The sequence below is a fragment of the Pseudomonas sp. MM213 genome (assembly GCF_020423045.1).
In the GTDB taxonomy this organism is placed as follows: Bacteria; Pseudomonadota; Gammaproteobacteria; order Pseudomonadales; family Pseudomonadaceae; genus Aquipseudomonas; species Aquipseudomonas migulae.
The window spans coordinates 3,254,894-3,269,269 of the sequence record NZ_CP081943.1; the positions used below are offsets into that span (position 1 = coordinate 3,254,894).

Annotated in this window: 13 protein-coding genes; 5 read left to right on the plus strand and 8 right to left on the minus strand. The window is 61.0% G+C overall.

Annotated features, from left to right (window positions below):
- Positions 1 to 177: 177 nt before the first annotated feature.
- Complete coding sequence (locus K5R88_RS14760; protein WP_226300189.1) at positions 178 to 1,626, minus strand: aldehyde dehydrogenase family protein; 1,449 nt, start codon at positions 1,624 to 1,626, stop codon at positions 178 to 180.
- Positions 1,623 to 3,260, minus strand: a complete 1,638-nt coding sequence (locus tag K5R88_RS14765; protein ID WP_226300190.1) for a 5-guanidino-2-oxopentanoate decarboxylase — start codon at positions 3,258 to 3,260, stop codon at positions 1,623 to 1,625. Before K5R88_RS14765 ends, K5R88_RS14760 begins: the two co-directional genes overlap by 4 nt.
- A gap of 160 nt (positions 3,261 to 3,420) precedes the next feature.
- Here K5R88_RS14765 and K5R88_RS14770 point away from each other — a divergent pair, with 160 nt between their 5' ends.
- A complete protein-coding gene (locus K5R88_RS14770; RefSeq protein WP_008034326.1) occupies positions 3,421 to 4,302 on the plus strand; it encodes a LysR substrate-binding domain-containing protein in 882 nt (293 codons plus the stop codon).
- Between the two features lie 88 nt (positions 4,303 to 4,390).
- Here the strand turns inward: K5R88_RS14770 and K5R88_RS14775 are convergent, their stop codons facing one another.
- Both K5R88_RS14775 and K5R88_RS14780 read right to left on the minus strand, forming a co-directional pair.
- The gene (locus K5R88_RS14775; RefSeq protein WP_226300191.1) at positions 4,391 to 5,005 is read right to left on the minus strand and encodes an NAD(P)-dependent oxidoreductase; all 615 of its coding nucleotides are present in this window, start codon (positions 5,003 to 5,005) and stop codon (positions 4,391 to 4,393) included.
- 41 nt (positions 5,006 to 5,046) lie between these two features.
- On the minus strand, positions 5,047 to 5,922 hold the full coding sequence (locus K5R88_RS14780) for an MBL fold metallo-hydrolase (protein WP_008034330.1): 876 nt from the start codon (positions 5,920 to 5,922) through the stop codon (positions 5,047 to 5,049).
- 211 nt (positions 5,923 to 6,133) lie between these two features.
- Here K5R88_RS14780 and K5R88_RS14785 point away from each other — a divergent pair, with 211 nt between their 5' ends.
- Both K5R88_RS14785 and K5R88_RS14790 read left to right on the plus strand, forming a co-directional pair.
- A complete protein-coding gene (locus K5R88_RS14785; protein WP_202949197.1) occupies positions 6,134 to 7,039 on the plus strand; it encodes a LysR family transcriptional regulator in 906 nt (301 codons plus the stop codon).
- Between the two features lie 199 nt (positions 7,040 to 7,238).
- On the plus strand, positions 7,239 to 7,415 hold the full coding sequence (locus K5R88_RS14790; protein WP_008034333.1) for a hypothetical protein: 177 nt from the start codon (positions 7,239 to 7,241) through the stop codon (positions 7,413 to 7,415).
- A 9-nt stretch (positions 7,416 to 7,424) separates the two neighbouring features.
- Here K5R88_RS14790 and K5R88_RS14795 read toward each other — a convergent pair whose 3' ends face one another.
- Positions 7,425 to 8,321 (minus strand): helix-turn-helix domain-containing protein, encoded by an 897-nt coding sequence (locus K5R88_RS14795; RefSeq protein WP_008042009.1) that lies wholly within the window; start codon positions 8,319 to 8,321, stop codon positions 7,425 to 7,427.
- Between the two features lie 179 nt (positions 8,322 to 8,500).
- On the opposite strand from K5R88_RS14795, the gene pobA reads away from it, so the two are divergent.
- The gene (gene pobA, locus K5R88_RS14800) at positions 8,501 to 9,694 is read left to right on the plus strand and encodes a 4-hydroxybenzoate 3-monooxygenase (RefSeq protein WP_226300192.1); all 1,194 of its coding nucleotides are present in this window, start codon (positions 8,501 to 8,503) and stop codon (positions 9,692 to 9,694) included.
- A 79-nt stretch (positions 9,695 to 9,773) separates the two neighbouring features.
- Positions 9,774 to 11,291, plus strand: a complete 1,518-nt coding sequence (locus K5R88_RS14805) for an MDR family MFS transporter (RefSeq protein ID WP_008042013.1) — start codon at positions 9,774 to 9,776, stop codon at positions 11,289 to 11,291.
- A gap of 107 nt (positions 11,292 to 11,398) precedes the next feature.
- Here K5R88_RS14805 and K5R88_RS14810 read toward each other — a convergent pair whose 3' ends face one another.
- The 3 genes from K5R88_RS14810 to K5R88_RS14820 all read right to left on the minus strand — a co-directional run bounded on the left by K5R88_RS14810 (position 11,399) and on the right by K5R88_RS14820 (position 14,343).
- Positions 11,399 to 12,247 carry a cache domain-containing protein gene (locus K5R88_RS14810; protein ID WP_226300193.1) on the minus strand — a complete coding sequence of 283 codons (849 nt, stop codon included), beginning with the start codon at positions 12,245 to 12,247 and terminating at the stop codon, positions 11,399 to 11,401.
- 119 nt (positions 12,248 to 12,366) lie between these two features.
- Positions 12,367 to 13,242 (minus strand): ATPase, encoded by an 876-nt coding sequence (locus K5R88_RS14815; RefSeq protein ID WP_223450280.1) that lies wholly within the window; start codon positions 13,240 to 13,242, stop codon positions 12,367 to 12,369.
- A gap of 108 nt (positions 13,243 to 13,350) precedes the next feature.
- Complete coding sequence (locus tag K5R88_RS14820) at positions 13,351 to 14,343, minus strand: NAD-dependent epimerase/dehydratase family protein (protein WP_223450281.1); 993 nt, start codon at positions 14,341 to 14,343, stop codon at positions 13,351 to 13,353.
- Between the last annotated feature and the right edge of the window lie 33 nt (positions 14,344 to 14,376).

Below are 14,376 nucleotides of genomic sequence, written 5' to 3' on the forward strand. Positions count from 1 at the left end.
AACTGTTGCATCCGCGCGGCCGGATCAGTGTTATCCCCCGTATTTTCGGGGGCTTGGCTGAACCAGTGAGTTCATCCTGAGGTCGTGTAAAACACCTGACTATCGATAAAAATTCATTGAAGCCATGACGCCAGCGCATGCCTCCTTTGAAGGCATGCGCTCACCTTTTTCGTGCCGTCAGACGGCGCGAATCACGTGTTTGATTTCCTGGAAAGCCTGCAAGCCCCATGGCCCCAATTCGCGGCCGATGCTGCTCTGCTTGTAGCCGCCCCACGCGGTCTGCGGGAAGATCACTTGCGGCGCGTTGATCCACACAAGCCCCGCCTGCAAGGCGTTGGCAACCCGATCCGCCGCCTCGGCGTTGCGCGTCACCACGCTGGCCACCAGGCCGAACTGGCTGTCGTTGGCCAGGGCAATCGCCTCGGCTTCGGTGGCGAAACTGCGCACGCAGATCACCGGGCCGAAAATCTCTTCACACCACAGCGCACTGTCGAGGGGCACTTCGGTGAAAATCGTCGGCTGCAAAAAATAACCGCGCGGCAAGTCTGCGGGGCGATTGCCGCCGCAGATCAGCTTGGCGCCAGCACTCAAACCGCGATCGATGTGGCCGAGCACACGTTGGTATTGCGCCTGATTGACCAGTGCGCCCATTTCCACGTTCGGGTCGAACGGGTCGGCCACGCGGATGGCTTCAGTACGCGCCTTCAGGCGCAGGAGGAATTCGTCGGCCAGTTCATCGGCGACCAGCACGCGGCTGGTGGCGGAACACATCTGCCCGGCGTTGAAAAAACCACCGCCACAGGCCACTTCCACGGCCAGTTCAATGTCGGCATCGGCCAGCACCAGCAGCGAGGATTTGCCGCCCAGTTCCAGGCTCACGCCCTTCACGGTTTCTGCCGCGCGTTGCATCACCTGCACGCCGACCGCGTTGCTGCCGGTGAAGGAAATCTTGGCGATGCGCGGGTCCGCCGACATCGGCGCGCCGACCGCCAGACCGGTGCCGCAGACCACGTTGAACACGCCCTTCGGCAAACCGGCCTCGGCGATGATCGCCGCCAGTTCCAGCTCCGGCAGCGGCGTCACTTCGGAAGGCTTGAGCACCACGCAGCAACCGGCGGCCAGGGCCGGGGCGAGTTTCCAGGCGGTGGTAACCATCGGAAAATTCCACGGCACGATCAGGCCGACCACACCACACGGCTCACGGCGCACACGGGCGCTGAAGTCGTCGGTGGGCAGCTCGACGTTGCTGTCCTGTTTGGCGTCCAGGCCTTCGGCCAGGCCTGCGTAGTACTCGAACGTAGCGATCACGTCATCGACGTCGATGGCCGCTTCGAACAACGGTTTGCCGTTGTTGCTCGACTGCAAGTGCATCAACTTGTCGCGACCGGCCTGCACGCCCGCAGCGATTTTGCGCAGGATGGCACCGCGTTCGGCGCCGGTGGTTTGTGACCAGGCCTTGAAGGCTTCGGTGGCTGCGTTTGCGGCTTGATCGACGGAATGTGCATCACCGCCATTCACGGTGGTCAGCAGCGCTTCGGTGGCCGGGTTGATCACGCGCAGGTGTTCGCTGCCCGCCGACCATTTACCGTCGATGAACAGACCATCAAGAGTGGTGGGGAAAGTCATTTCGACACCGCCTGCATCCACAGAGTCTGATCGATTTCAATCAGGGTCGGGCCTTGGCGATCGGTGGCTACACGCAAGGCGCTGCGCAGTTGTTCAACACCGTTGACCGCTTCAGCCGCACAGCCCAATGCCTTGGCGACACCGATGAAATCCGGGGTGTAGATGTCTACGCCGACCGGCTCGATGGCGCGGTTGACCATGTATTTCTTGATCTCTTCGTAGCCCTGGTTGTTCCACAGCAGGACGATCACCGGGGTACGCGCTTCAACGGCGCTGGCCAGTTCCGGCAGGGTGAATTGCAGGCCGCCGTCGCCGATCAGGCACACCACTGGAGGACGCGTGCCGTTTTCAACGCTACCGCCGAGCCAGGCGCCAATCGCTGCCGGCAAGGCGTAACCGAGGGTGCCGTAGCCGGTGGACGAGTTGAACCAGCGGCGCGGGCGCTCCGGGTTGAAGGTCAGGTTGCCGGTGTACACCGGTTGGGTCGAGTCACCGACGAACACCGCGTTCGGCAATTCGTGCAGGACGGTTTCGAGGAAACGGGTCTGGGCCAGTGTCGGCGCGTCCCAGGTGGCGGCGAGGTCTTCGCGCAGACGTGCGGCGCGGACCTGGCCCCAATCGTTGCGGCGCTCGGCCAGCGATTTGTGGGACAGCGCGCTCAGCAAGGCTTGGGCAGCGTTGCGCGAATCGGCTACCAGTGCGATGTGCGGCGGGTAGTTGCGCACGGTCTGATCCGGGTCGATATCAACGCGCAGCAGCTTGCCGGGAATTTCGAAACCACCGGCGAAAGTGACGTCGTAGTCGGTCTCGGCCAGCTCGGTGCCGATGGCCAGCACCACATCGGCCTCGGCAACCAGGGCGCGAGTCGCGACCAGGCTCTGGGTCGAACCGATCAACAGCGGATGGCCGGACTCGAGCATGCCTTTGGCGTTGATGGTCAGCGCGACTGGCGCGTCCAACAATTCAGCCAGTTCAGTCAATTCCGCAGCGGCATCGATAGCACCGCCACCGGCGAGAATCAGTGGGCGCTTGGCGCCGGCGAGCAGTTCGGTCATGCGGCTGATCGCGCTTGGCGAAGCACCGGCGCGGTCGATGTTGACCGGCAGGCTGCTGAGCAAGTCGTCGGCTTCTTCAACCAGAACGTCCAGTGGGATTTCGATGTGAACAGGACGCGGACGACCGGCCTGGAACAGCGCGAAAGCGCGGGCCAACACGCCCGGCAGTTCGGACGCCGACATCAGGGTGTGGGAGAACGCCGCCACGCCGCCGACCAATGCGCTCTGGTTCGGCAGCTCGTGGAGCTTGCCGCGACCACCGCCCAACTGGCTGCGGGTCTGCACGCTGGAGATCACCAGCATCGGGATCGAATCGGCGTAGGCCTGGCCCATGGCGGTGGTGATGTTGGTCATGCCCGGGCCGGTGATGATGAAGCACACACCCGGTTTGCCGCTGGTGCGTGCATAACCGTCGGCCATGAAACCGGCACCCTGTTCGTGACGCGGAGTGACGTGGTTGATGCTCGAACGGGCCAGCCCGCGATACAGCTCCACGGTGTGAACCCCAGGGATGCCGAACACCTGCTCAACCCCGTAATCTTCGAGTAACTTGACCAATACTTCGCCGCACGTCGCCATGTCTTTTGCCCTTTTTGTTCGTTTGAGACGCCGGGCCTGCGCAGTGTTTATGATGAGCGGGCAGGTCCAGGGATGGCCTCATTGGAACGGGCGACACGTAGCCGCAACAATGGATAAAAAGTCATACTAGCCATGTCCTCACGTCATACCTTGGATCCCAATGAAACGATTGCCTCCCCTGCCGGCGCTGCACACTTTTCTGATTACCGCGCAGTGCTGCAACTTCACCCGTGCCGCCGAACAGCTGTTCATCACCCAGGGCGCGGTGAGTCGACAGATCGCCGGGCTGGAAGAACATTTGGGTTATGAGCTGTTCATTCGCCAGGCCCGCGGCCTGGATTTGACGGCTGAAGGACGGGAGTGGCTGCCACGGGTGCAGCAGATTTTCGGCTTGATCGACGAGGCGGTGGAGCAGATCGGCGAGAAGCGCGAAACCCTGCAACTCAAGGCGCCGACCTGTGTGATGCGCTGGTTGTTGCCGCGCCTGTTGCAGTGGCAACGGGAGCGTCCGGATGTGCCGGTGGAGCTGACCACCACGGTCAAGCACGGCGTGGATTTTCATCGCGAGCAATTCGACGCGGCGGTTATGTATGGCGCGCCGCCGGACAACGCGCTGACGTCTTATCTGCTGTTCGACGAGCAACTGACGCCGGTGTGTTCGCGACCGATGCTGGAAGGGCCACAGGCCTTGCAGTCACCGGCGGATCTGCAACAGCACTTGCTGCTGCACCCGACGCGGGATGAGCGCGACTGGAATGCCTGGCTGAAAGCGGCGGATCTTCAACTGAGCAATGTCAGCAAGGGTCAGCATTTCGAAACCCTGGACCTGGCGATGTCGATGGCGTCTCAGGGGACAGGTGTTGCGATTGGCGATTGGTCGTTGATTGGCGATGACCTGAGTGCCGGGCGGCTGGTCATGCCGTTTGAATTGAAGGTAAAAACCGGGTTGGCGTATTACCTGGTATTCCCGGAGAAACCTGCACCTTCGCCGAAGTTGCGCGAATTGATGGGTTGGTTGGTGGAGCAGGCGCAGAGTCGGTGAAGGCCCAAAAGCATCGCCGGCAAGCCGGCTCCTACAAGGGCAAATCCCTGTAGGAGCCGGCTTGCCGGCGAAGGTTTAAGCCACGCTATCAATACCCAACTGTGAACCGCTGCCGAGAGTGCTTCGGCGCTTCCACTTCATCGATCATCGCAATCGCATAATCAGCAAACGTAATCCAGCTACGCCCTTCACTACTCACTAGCAAATCATCCTTGCCGATCCGGGATTTCCCAGTACGCTCGCCTTCGACAAACTCCGCCGAGGGCGACAGGAAGGTCCAGTCCAGTTCCTGTTCCTTGCGCAGGTTTTCGAGAAACAACGCACCGGCGCTGGCCTCTGCCTTGTATTCCGCCGGGAAGCCTTCGCTGTCGATGACGCGGGTGCCGTCCGGCAGCAACAGCGAACCGGCACCGCCCACCACCAGCAGACGTTTCACCCCGGCCTTCTTCACCGGCGCCACAACGGCAGCGGCGGGAATCGTGGCGAAATGTGCCGCGCTGATGACCACATCATGCCCCGTCACAGCGGCTTGCAAGGCGTCGCCATCCAGCACGTCGACATTCTTGCTGACCACCCCGGCACGCTGGCCGATTTTCGACGTATCGCGCGCGATGGCCGTAACGCTATGACCACGACGCAGGGCTTCTTCCAACAGTTGGCTGCCGGCACGGCCGGTGGCACCGATGATTGCGATGTTGCTCATGACGTTCTCCAGTGTGGATCAGTGTGAGTGGGTGAATCGGGTTACCACTTCATCTCGCCCTTGGCGACTTTGGCGCTCAGCTCCAGCGAGCTTTCTTCGCCCAGTTTCGGGTAGCGTTTTTTCATCGCGGCGATCAGCGCGGCGGCGTCTTTGGCCTTGGCGGTTTCTTCGTCGAAGGCTTTGATGTAATCCGCGGTGAACTGCACGGCGGCCAGGGAGCGGGCACTTTTGCCAAGGTAGTGACCCGGCACGAGGGTGTGCGGTTTCAGGGTTTCGATGGAGTGCAGCGTAGCCAGCCAGTCAGCGTGGGACTGCGCGGTTTGGGTATCGGCCATCCATACGTGAATGTTTTCTGCGACGACCACGCCACCGACCACCGCCTTGATCGACGGGATCCACACAAAAGTGCGATCCGGTTGTTTGCCCTCAAGACCCACCACCTGCAACTTCTGCCCTTCGAGCATCAGGCTGTCACCCTTGAGTACGTCCGGCACGATGGTTTTGGCCGGCACGTCGGCCCCCATTTTCGGCCCCCAGAACGCCAGTTTGCCGTCGACGGTTTGCTTGATGTGGTCCACGGTCGGTTGCGAAGCGAGCACCTTGGCGTTGGGGAACGCGGCGGTCAGGGTGTCGAGGCCGAAGTAGTAATCCGGGTCACCGTGACTAATGTAGATGGTGGTCAGTTGCTTGCCGCTGGCGCGGATTTTTTCCACCACTTGCTCGGCCTGGGATTTGCCGAATTGCGCGTCCACCAGAATCGCGTCTTTCTCGCCGCTGACCAGCACCGACGTCACCGGGAAGATCGCTTTCTCGCCGGGGTTGTAAACATCCAGCGTCAGCGTCGATGCCGCCGCGTGGGCCGCGAAACCGAGGGTGGCCGTGGCCAGCAAAATACGCTTGAGGTTGAAACCGATCATCTGTTGCTCCGTTGTTTGATAGACGCCCTTTGTGTAGGAGCCGGCTTGCTGGCGATGGATTTGAAGACGCCGCGTTTATCCAGGAACTACGCGTTATCAACACCGCCCGCAGCAAGCCGGCTCCTACAGAATATGGACAGAGCTTAGTTGCCTTATTCGTTACAAAAAATGCGATGCTTAGACATAGTTTGTTTCTGAAAGCGGGCAAATCATGGATCGTCTACAAGCAATGCGCGTATTCGTCACGGTGGTCGACCTCGGCAGCCAGTCGGCCGCCGCCGATCACCTGGACCTGTCGCGGCCGGTGGTTTCGCGGTATCTGGCGGAACTGGAAGACTGGGTCGGCGCGCGCCTGATGCATCGCACCACGCGTAAATTGAGCCTGACCGCCGCCGGCAGTGAAATCCTGCCGCGCTGTCGGCAGATGCTCGACCTGTCCACGGACATGCAGGCCGCCGTCAGCGAGCCGGACGATGCGCCGCGGGGCCTGCTGCGGATCAGCGTCAGCACCTCGTTCGGCCAGGCGCAATTGGCGGATGCGATGGCCGCCTACGTCAAACGTTACCCCGGCGTCAGCATCGACCTGCAGATGCTCGACCGCACGGTGAACCTGGTGGATGAGCGCATCGATCTGGCGATTCGGACCAGCAATGACCTGGACCCGAACCTCATTGCGCGACGGCTGACGGTCTGCCGCTCGGTGATCTGCGCCGCCCCCGCTTACCTGCAGGAGCACCCGACGCCAATGCGGGTGGAAGACCTGAGCCAGCACAACTGCCTGACCCACTCCTACTTCGGCAAAAGCCTGTGGCATTTCGAGCAGGACGGCGAACCGGTCTCGGTGCCGGTGCAGGGCAACATCAGCGCCAACGAAGCGAGCACCCTGCTGCGCGCAACAATCGCTGGCGCCGGGGTGGCGATGCTGCCGAGTTATCAGGCGGGTGTGCATATCCACAGCGGCGAACTGATCCGCCTGCTGCCCCAGGCCGAACCGCGCCAGATGAACATCTACGCGGTGTATGCCTCACGCAAACACATGCCGGCGGCATTGCGCAGCGTGCTGGATTTTCTGGTGCTGCGGTTTCCGGAAGAACCAGAGTGGGATGCCGGCTTGTGAATACGTTCCCCTGTAGGAGCCGGCTTGCTGGCGATGGCGTCCGTCCAGTCAATAAACTGGTTGACTGGCCCACCGCTATCGCCAGCAAGCCGGCTCCTACAGGGGCATCAGCGTTCTGAAAGCCGCTTAACTGGCAACTCACTGCCGCTGACCTATGCTGAACTTAGTACCGAAGGGTATTCGTTCAGAGGTCAACGCCATGAACACGAAAACAAGAAGATACCTCGCCATTTTCATCACCTGCGCGGTGACGCTGGCGCTGTACGGCACCGCGGCGTGGCGCGTTGAGCAATTGCGAAACCTGCCCCGTGAGTACGCGAGCTGCAACTTCGAGCGCTGCATTCCCCACAACGCGACCCTCAACGCCCTCCGGTGATGAAGGGGATCAGGCCTCGTTGTCCTGATCGGCCTTCAAGCGGTCGCGGAACGCCTTGGGTGAGATCCCCACACGACGCCGGAACAGGCGCGTGAAGTTGGTCGGATCGGAAAACCCCAACACATCGGACATTTCATAAATGGTCATGCTGGTGTAGGTCAGCAAACGCTTGGCCTCCAGCAATTGCCGCTCGTGCATGATCTGCAACGCCGGTTGTCCCGCCAATTCACGGCACGTGCCGTTGAGGTGCGACACCGAAATCCCCAGCCGATGCGCCAGGTCTTCGACCTTGACGTGCTGGCGATACGTCTCTTCCACCAGTTGGATAAACCCGTTGAGGTATTCCCGCGCACGCTGCGGACGCTGACTGGCCGAGCGACGCTGCAACGCCTGCCGGCTGACCCACACCATGATCACGCTGACCAGCGAATGCATGAGCATTTCCCGGGCCGGTTGATGACCGGTGTATTCGGTTTGCAGCGCAGAAAACAGGCTGTTGAGGTACTCGCTGTCGTTGCCGGCCGGATAACTTTCGGCCTGGGCCAGGGCATTCACCGAGTTGCCCAATTGCGCCTGAAGATGGGCGACCAGCGGCGCGGCGAGGGTCACGACAAAGCCTTCGACATCCTCGGAAAAACGATAACCGTGCACCGATAACGGCGGCAGAACCAGGATCGCCGGTTCGCCCAATTGCGTACGCTTGCCTTCGATTTCAAGCTCTGCCTGACCTTTGAACACGAAGAGTAATTGGCATAAATCGGCGTGGCGATGGGGTTTGATTTCCCACTGGTGTTCGCGGCTGCGTTTGGAAATGGTTTCACAGTGCAGCAAGTCCGGGGTCGGCCAGTCCAGGCTTTCACCGTAGAGCTTGAACACCGGTATCGAAGGCAGGGCAGGCTTGTTCATAACTTCAATCCAGGCCTCGGGAAGTGACGGGCGATAATCGCACCGATTGGCAGAAAGTACAGCTATCGGCTCAGTTTTCACCTTCAATTGACAGACCCGCAAGTGAAAAATGCAAGCACTCGATCCATAAAAATAATTCACCGACGCAGGTCGTGTGGAGCTTGCGAGTCATAAAAACAATGAAAACACTGAAAACCCAAGTCGCCATCATTGGCGCCGGCCCCTCCGGTTTGCTGCTCGGCCAATTGCTGCACAACGCCGGTATCGACACCCTCATTCTCGAACGCCAGACCCCGGACTATGTGCTCGGGCGAATCCGTGCCGGTGTCCTCGAACAAGGCATGGTAGAGCTGCTGCGTCAGGCCGGCGTTGGCCAGCGCATGGACGCCGAAGGACTGGTTCACGGCGGCTTCGAACTGGCCCTCGACGGGCGCCAGGTGCACATCGATCTGCACGCCCTGACCGGGGGCAAAACCGTGATGATCTACGGGCAAACCGAAGTCACTCGCGACCTGATGGCCGCTCGTCGGGAGGCCGGCGCGCAGACGATCTATGAAGCCGGCAACGTCGTGCCTCACGGCATGAAAACCGATGAAGCGTTCGTGACGTTCGAAAAGGACGGCGAAGCGTATCGGCTCGATTGCGACTACATCGCCGGTTGCGACGGTTTCCATGGTGTAGCGCGGCAATCGATTCCCGCCGACAACCTGAAGGTGTTCGAACGGGTTTATCCGTTCGGCTGGCTGGGGATTCTTGCCAACACACCACCGGTTCACGATGAGTTGGTCTACGCCCGTCACGAACGCGGTTTTGCCCTGTGCAGCATGCGCTCGGCGACTCGCACCCGGTATTACCTTCAGGTCCCTGCCGACGAGGCTGTCGAGAATTGGTCCGATCAACGCTTCTGGGATGAGCTCAAATCCCGGCTGCCTGCTGCGCTGGCCGAGTCTTTGGTGACCGGGCCGTCCATCGAAAAAAGCATCGCGCCGTTGCGCAGTTTCGTGGTCGAACCGATGCAATACGGGCGGATGTTTCTGGTCGGCGACGCCGCGCACATCGTCCCGCCGACCGGCGCCAAAGGCCTGAACCTGGCGGCCAGCGACGTCAGTACGTTGTTCAATATCCTGCTGAAGGTTTACCGCGAAGGCCGTGTCGACTTGCTGGAGAAATACTCCGAAGTCTGCCTGCGCAGGGTCTGGAAAGCCGAGCGATTTTCCTGGTGGATGACCTCGATGTTGCACCGCTTTGACGATCACGACGGGTTCAGTCAGCGCATCAGCGCGTCGGAGCTGGACTACTTCGTCAGCTCCGAAGCGGGTCGGAAAACCATTGCAGAAAATTACGTCGGACTTCCGTATGAGGCTATCGAATAGCCTGCTACCGACTTACACTGGCGAGCATCCCCGCTCGCCCTTGCCTCCTGCGGGACCCTCACTGCCCGCAGGTTTTCCCGTGACCAATCTCAACCAGCCTGAAACGCCCAAACCGGCCATCCGGAGCGTGCTGATCGCCCTGATGCTGGCCATCTTTCTCGGGGCGCTGGATCAGACGATCGTCGCTGTATCGATGCCCGCCATCTCCGCGCAGTTCAAGGACGTCAGCTTGTTGGCCTGGGTGATTTCCGGCTACATGGTGGCGATGACCGTGGCCGTGCCGATCTACGGCAAACTCGGCGACCTGTACGGTCGGCGCAAGTTGATGCTGTTCGGCATGGGGCTGTTCACGATTGCTTCGTTCTTCTGCGGCATGGCCCAGAGCATGGAGCAACTGGTGCTGGCGCGGATTCTTCAGGGCATTGGCGCCGGCGGGATGATTTCGGTCAGCCAGGCGATCATCGGCGACATCGTGCCGCCTCGCGAACGCGGTCGTTATCAGGGCTATTTCAGCAGCATGTACGCGGTGGCCAGCGTCGCCGGGCCGGTGCTCGGCGGTTACATGACCGAATACCTGTCCTGGCGCTGGGTGTTCCTGATCAACCTGCCGCTGGGCCTTGGCGCCTGGCTGGTCGCCCGTCACACCTTGGTCGGGCTCCCGGTGCCGCAGCGCAAACCGATCATCGATTACCTCGGCACCGTGTTGATGATCATCGGTTTGACCGCCTTGTTGCTCGGCATTACTCAGGTCGGCCAGGGGCATTCGTGGCGCAGCGCCGAGGTGCTGGGTTTGCTGGGTTGTGCGGTGGTGGTCCTGGCGTTGTTCGTCGGGCATGAGCGCCGTGCACGGGAGCCGTTGCTGCCGATGCACCTGTTCGCCAACCGCAATGCGATCCTGTGCTGGTGCACGATTTTCTTCACCAGTTTCCAGGCGATTTCGTTGATTGTGCTGATGCCGTTGCGCTTCCAGAGCGTGACCGGCGCCGGGGCCGACAGTGCCGCGCTGCACCTGTTGCCACTGGCCATGGGTTTGCCGATCGGCGCGTATTTCGCCGGGCGCCGAACCTCGGTGACCGGGCGCTATAAACCGATGATTCTCGCGGGCGCCCTCCTCATGCCGATCTCGATCCTCGGGATGGCGTTCAGTCCGCCACAGGCGGTGGTGCTCAGCAGTCTGTTCATGGTGCTCAGCGGGATCGCCTCCGGCATGCAATTCCCGACGTCCTTGGTCGGGACGCAGAATTCGGTGGAACAACGGGACATCGGCGTGGCGACCAGCACCACCAACCTGTTCCGCTCCCTGGGCGGCGCGGTGGGCGTGGCGTTGATGTCGGCGTTGTTGCTGGCATTGCTGCAAGACTCGAGTTTCGCCCATCTGGCCGGCTCTACGCTGATTGCCGAGGGCAGCTCCGGGAACGTTTTGCTGGATGGCCTGAACGCCGCGCCGGGGGATGCGCAGAACGCCTTGCGCGCCGAACTGCTGCTGACCTTCCGGCATTTGTTGATGGTCAGTGCGGCGGTGTCGTTGCTTGGGTTGGCGGCGGCGATTGCCATGCCGAACCGGGTGTTGCGTGGGCGGGAAGACAAGGCTCGGTAGTTGAACCGAGTCGCGGCCTTCGCGGGCAAGCCTCGCTCCTACAAGAGCCATGCAAACCTGTAGGAGCGAGGCTTGCCCGCGAAGACGTCATCCCATGTGATAGAGATTCAAGGGCTGTAATACCCCACAGCCACCAGAAATTGCCCGACCTTCTTCAGGTACGCATGCTTGTCCTCGACCTTGCCGGTCACGGGGTTTTTCCACCGATACGCGTATTCGCCATAATCCTGCCCGGCCATCAACGCCAGGATCGGCTCGCCGACCGGTTTGCCTTCAGGGTCCTTGATCTTGCCGAAATCGGTATTGATCAAGCGCAGATTTGTACCGTGGGCGACGTAACGCTGGGTATCCAGGTTGACGACGAACACATACAAGTCATCCTGCAAATAACCGCCCTTGAGCGAGTTGATCGACGTGAGCGTGCCCTTCTCGTCCTTGGCCAGATCGGTCGCCGCTTTGTTCAGCAACGCCATCGCCTGCTCCGCCGACGCCCGTGGCAAGTAGTAACCCACCGCCAGAATCCGCTGGCCGACCCGTTGGTAGAACACATGCTTGCGTTCGACCTTGCCGTCGGACCAGTTCTGCCAGCGATACTCCGCTTGCTGAATGCCATTGCCCTCCGGCACTTTCAACGCGTCCTTGAAAGCCTTCTGCAAATCCGGCCCGAGCACATCCGATACATCACGCCCGATCAACGCCGAAGAAGGCCCACCGCTGGCGAGCATCACGCCTTTGGTATCGAGCACGAACACGTAGCGGTCCTTGTCGACAAACTCGCCCTGACGACTGAAGGCCGCGAATGCCTTGTCGCCATTGTCGTGGTAATAGGCCAGGGCTTTTTCCAGCAAGGCGATGGCGGCCTGGCTGTCGTCCTTCTCGGTCCCGGCGGCTTGCGCCTGCCCCAGGCACAGCAACAGCATCCCGCCCAGCAGGGCCAACCTGTGCAAAAACCCCATTGCGCATCCCTCGTTCTCTTCGGTGTTTGAAGAGCGTAGACGGCAATGGGGTATGTATGGATATTCAGCGAACCGCAGTCTGCAAAATGGTATTGCAGCGAATTACCGCGCCTTCAGCCTCAAGGCCTGGCCCGCAACTGTTGCTGCAAATTCTGAATCTGCGCCTGAAGGGTGTTGATGTTGCGGGTGACCTGGCTACGGAAGGCGTCGAACTCGGCGGTACTGGACGGGCCTGACGCGGCGGCCGGGCGGTTGTCCTGTTCGCTTTTGAGCACGATCAGGTCTTGTTCCAGACGTTCGATGGCGGCGCTCGGGTTGCCTTGTTTTTTCAGCGCAGTGATGTCGGCGCCGAGGCTTTTTAGCTGGGCTTCGAATTTTTCAGTATCCGCCGGGGCGCTTTTCAGGGCGGCCAGTTCGCTGCTCAGGGCTTTGACCTGGGCCTGCAATTGCGTGTTGACGGTCTGGTGCTCGGTGTTCTGGGCGGTGGCTTGCGCCAGGCGCTTGTCCAGATCGGCGGTTTGCGCAGTCATTTGCGCCAGACGCTTGTCCAGGTCCGACGTCTGGCCGGCAACGCCCTGCTGCTGTTTGCTCTGGTCCTGGAGTTTGCTTTCCAGCTGCCTGATTTGCAGTTTCAGCGCTTCGCTGTCGCTGGTGACGTTGGTCTGACTGGCGACCACCTTGCCGGAAATGTCCTGCAAGCGTCCCGCCGCATCCTCACTGATACGCGCGAAACTTTCCTGGGTCGCCACCAGTTGCTGTTCCATCAGCGAGATCTGCTGAAAGCTCCACCACGCAAGGCCAGCGAACGCAAAGAACAAGGCACCGACCAGCGCCCACAACGGACCGGTGCTGGCCGCCCTGACCTTGACCACCGGCGGCGTGCGCGAATGCACGGCGGTGCGGGCGGTGGGTACAAAATCATCGTCGTCGAGGCTGTCGGCACGCAGGCTCGGTACATCGTCGAAGTCGTCGTTGGCATCGTTACGCATGGACATTGAGTCAACCTTTGTGGAACGCGGTGATGGCTTGATGGGGCGAAGTATAAACCCGTCAGCCGCATCGATTGACCCTGAACCCCACTCTGCGTTCAGTAACGGGGTTTGTCAGTGAATGTCCTGAGCCTTCCACCAGCCGCAGAACTCATCGAGCGCAGTCCAGAGACTGACCTTCGGGTCGTAGTCCAGATAATGCCGCGCGCGGCTGATGTCCAGGGTGAAATTTTTGTTCATCACTTGCATGCCCAAGCGCGACAGGGTCGGCTCGGGGCGACCCGGCCACAGCTTGCACGCACCCTCGTTGAGCGCCGCCACGGCGTAGGCCAACCCGTAGGAACGGTAGCGGGTCACCTGTGGGACGTCCATTTTGCGCATGACGTAATTGACCACGTCCCACAACGGAATTGGCGTGCCGTTGCTGATGTTGTAGGCCTTGCCCAACGCCGAACCGCCGGCCAGCAAGCTGCTGAGCAACGCTTCGTTGAGGTTTTGCACGCTGGTGAAATCAACCTTGTTCAAACCGTTTCCGATGATTGCCAGGCGACCTTTGCGTTGCATGTTCAGCAGTCGCGGGAAGATACTCATGTCACCGGCACCGGTCACGAAACGCGGGCGCAGGGCCAGGGTTTCGAGGCCGAACTCCTGGGCGCCGAAGACCTTTTGCTCGGCCAGGAATTTGGTCGCGGCGTAGGGATGCTTGAAGCGCTTGGGCACCTGCTCTTCGGTCAATCCGAGGTGATCGCGGCCGTCGAAGTAGATCGACGGCGAGGACAAATGCACCAGTCGCCGCACGCGTTGCTTCAGGCAGGCTTCGACCACGTTTTCGGTGACCTGCACGTTGCCTTGATGAAAGTCCTGATAGCGTCCCCACACGCCGACAGCACCGGCGCAATGCACCACGGCTTCGACGTCGGAACACAGATCGCGCGCCAGTTGCGGGTCGCTCAAGTCGCCCGCAATGAACTCGGCGCCACGGCGCACCAGATGTTCGACGCTTTCGGCCCGGCGACCGTTGACCCGCACGTCCAGGCCCTGCTCCAGGGCGAAACGCGCAAAGCGCCCGCCGATGAAGCCGCTTGCGCCGGTGACCAGAATCTTCATGTAGTGCTCCGAATATTTCGTTTTGCGTAGTGC